The 3,257-nt window shown below is 49.4% G+C and carries 4 protein-coding genes; all 4 read left to right on the forward strand.

Annotated elements, in window-relative coordinates:
* Positions 1-210: hypothetical protein (locus RUMCAL_RS15915; protein ID WP_021681817.1), on the forward strand; the 210-nt coding region annotated here is incomplete at its 5' end.
* A 211-nt stretch (positions 211-421) separates the two neighbouring features.
* Entirely contained in the window at positions 422-997 is a 576-nt protein-coding gene (locus tag RUMCAL_RS06230; RefSeq protein WP_021681818.1) for a manganese efflux pump MntP, read from the forward strand.
* Positions 998-1,132: 135 nt separating this feature from the next.
* Positions 1,133-1,936, forward strand: a complete 804-nt coding sequence (locus RUMCAL_RS14520) for a class B sortase (protein WP_021681819.1) — start codon at positions 1,133-1,135, stop codon at positions 1,934-1,936.
* Between the two features lie 455 nt (positions 1,937-2,391).
* Positions 2,392-2,889 carry a DUF2798 domain-containing protein gene (locus RUMCAL_RS06240; protein ID WP_040647302.1) on the forward strand — a complete coding sequence of 166 codons (498 nt, stop codon included), beginning with the start codon at positions 2,392-2,394 and terminating at the stop codon, positions 2,887-2,889.
* Positions 2,890-3,257: the final 368 nt, after the last annotated feature.

Genomic DNA, 3,257 nt, shown 5'->3' on the forward strand with positions numbered 1-3,257 from the left:
AATCTGGAGAAACTGTCCTTCTTCCTGACGGATATTGATACCGAAAGCAAGGCAGGAGAGAATTCTGCAGACGGCAAGCTGGAAGCAACTGATATCTTCTACCAGGCATACTATGTTGCTCTGATGGGTGCTGGTCACAAGAGCACTACTTGGGACAATCCGGTTTGCCCGGATCTGAAGAACCTGAAGGGCTCTATGTGGGCTGAATAATCAGATTCCCTGATTTCGAACGCGTAAGCGTTTCTGACAACAAGGCTATGACAGCATAAGAAAAACCCGATGCGGGAGCGATCCCGTGTCGGGTTTTTTGTATTAGTATGATTTGCCTTGACAAACTGAAATGGCGTGTGCTATACTGATTTGTAATTGCATAAATTATTGTAAAAAGCCATGCCTCAGGCATAAAAAGGAGAACTGTTTTATGGGAATTGTAGAACTGCTGCTGACAGCGATCGGACTGTCAATGGACGCATTTGCAGTATCGGTCTGTAAGGGGCTGGGCATGCGGAAGATGCGGTACGATCAGGCGTTGGTCATCGGGTTGTATTTCGGCGTGTTTCAGGCACTGATGCCGCTGTTGGGCTGGCTGCTGGGTACATCATTTTCCCGTTATATTCAGGCGTTTGACCACTGGATCGCATTTGTGCTGCTGGCATTCATCGGCGGAAAAATGCTCTGGGACGTGTTCCACGAAAAGGAAGAATCGGCTGCTGAAAAAAGTGATGCCAGGCTGGATCACAAGGAACTGTTCATGCTGGCAATTGCCACCTCTATCGATGCTCTGGCGGTGGGGATCGCGTTTGCCTGTCTGGACGTGCAGATCTGGAGTTCCGTTTCCATCATTGGCTGTGTCACGCTGGTGCTGTCGTTCTGCGGTGTCTGGATCGGCAATCGCTTTGGCAACCGCTTTGAGAAAAAGGCGGAGATCGCCGGCGGCGTGGTGCTGATCCTGATCGGCGTGAAGATTCTGCTGGATCATCTGATTCAGCATCAATGAGGGTGATCTCATTCCGAGTATGGACAAATTATAGAGAATTCCAGAATTTCCCGAATTCTTCTCAGAAATGTGTTTATATTTTTGTACGAATTTGTTACAATATATACATGAATATGTGGGAAACGGGGGCATCTGATGAAACAAAGAAGTGTAAAATCCAAGAAAAAAATTTACAGTCAGATTTTTGGGATCGCAGTGAGCCTGCTTTTGTCGGTGGCGGTGATTTCGTCTGCTGTTTTTCTGCATGAAAGCCATTATTTCAACTCCAGCGAGAGCCATGTACTGGAAGTGCTCCGCGGAATGGACGGCAAGAGCGAGGTGCGGTCGTGGGACGATGACCGGAATCTAAAACGGCGGGAAACGCTGCTGCAAAAAGGCTGTGCCGACAATCCGGACATGATCGGCTGGCTGGTGCTGCCGCAGACGATGATCGACTATCCGCTCATGGGCGGCACAGACAGCGATAGATACACCGACCACAACTATGAGGGCGGCTACGACTTGTACGGCACCCCGTTTCTGGACAGCCGGAATGCGGTGGATTTCAGCGACTTTTTTTCGCTGGTGTTCGGACATGATATGAACAATAGTGCCATGTTCGGGAGTCTGGACGATTTTTTGCAGGAGTCGGCATTTGCGGACTTGTCAGACGGTGTACTGCTGCTGCCTGATGAACGGTATCGTCTGGAGGTGACTGCCAGCATTGCGGCAACCTGCCCTGCACAGGAACTGATAGACCAGATCATGACGGCAGATGCCGCAGAGCAGCCGCAGCTGCTGGAGCAGCTGCTGGAAATGGCGGCGGTGAAAAAGGACGATGTTACAGTGTCCGAAGAAGACCACTGGGTCATGCTGTCCACGCTGGACTATGCCGATGAAAAGAACGACAACGGCACACCGTCTATGCTGCTGCTGAAGCTGAGAACCAGTACGACATAAAACACACGGGCAGGGAAACCTGCCCTGTTTTTGTGGAATTGCAGGGGAGAATTTTCTCCCATTTTGCACGATTGACTTTTTCGCAGAAGTGTGATATAATATCGTTAAGGAAACACTGAATAAAGCTTGTGCGTAAGATGCGTAGTCAGATTTTTTGGCAGATTGCTCAGAAATTCCGCAGGCAGACTGCCGTTATTATGGCAAGGGATTTCTGGGCAATATGACGGGAAAATCTGTACGCAGATTGCGTGCAAAGCCGTCAGGCGGGCTTTATGCAGCGTTTCCTTAATCTGATTGGATAGAAGGTCACGCGGGAACATGCCCGCGTCATTGGAAACGCACATTCTCCGGAATGATTCACGAACAACACTCTATGCCATTTCGCCTGTCTGCACGTGTACGCAGACCGGAACGGCTGGGTGCAGGTGCGGGAATTGATTCTAGGAGGATTTTTTATGCCCAAAAACAAAGTACAAGAAGTAATTTTTACCATTCTCATGGTGTTTGTCATGGTCTACGCGATGATCTGCTATAACATTGCCATAGAAACCGGCAGCATGACCAACATGGTATTTCTCCACGCTTTTCGGGAACTGCCGATCATGGGACCGATCGCCTTTCTGCTGGATTTCTTTCTGGTAGGCGGTCTGGCAAAAAAGGCGGCGTTTCGCATCGTCGATCTCGAAAAGGACAACCCTTTTCATCTGGTGCTGGCGATTTCCGCCGTGTCGGTGCTGCTGATGTGCCCGTTGATGAGCTTGGCGGCAACGCTGCTGTTCAAGCATGCCGGCGTGCAGGTGATTGCAGTCTGGTTTGAAACCACTGCGAAAAATTTTCCCATGGCACTGCTGTGGCAGTTGTTTTTCGCCGGTCCGCTGGTGCGGTTCGTGTTCCGGCACCTGATAGCATTGGTGCAGCCGCGTGAAAAGGCGGCAGTTACAGAAAAGGTCTGATATACGCAAGATCCCCGCTCCACTGTGCCGCAGTTCTGGCAGAGTGGAACGGGGATTGTTATAGGCATAACTGAAACGGCAGGCGGCTCATTATTCTTGAGTAAGTCTGCTGTTGCCGTTTTTGATGCGATGTGAAATATTTTGTTTGACATTTTGTGCGGCATTGCCTATAATCCAAAAATAGTAAGAAGCATCACCACAAAAAGAAAAAGAAATAACCGCCCCTAGCGTCCAAATCTGTGGCAGTTATTTCTTTTTAACCTAAGCAGTGGGAGCAGACCGTCTACTGGTGTGCTCTCTTTATCATTAGTATACACGATTTCCGCCGAAATGTCAAGGGCAATACCGCACAAAGATTGTGCGACAGA

The sequence above is a fragment of the Ruminococcus callidus ATCC 27760 genome (assembly GCF_000468015.1).
Classification (GTDB): Bacteria; Bacillota; Clostridia; order Oscillospirales; family Ruminococcaceae; genus Ruminococcus_C; species Ruminococcus_C callidus.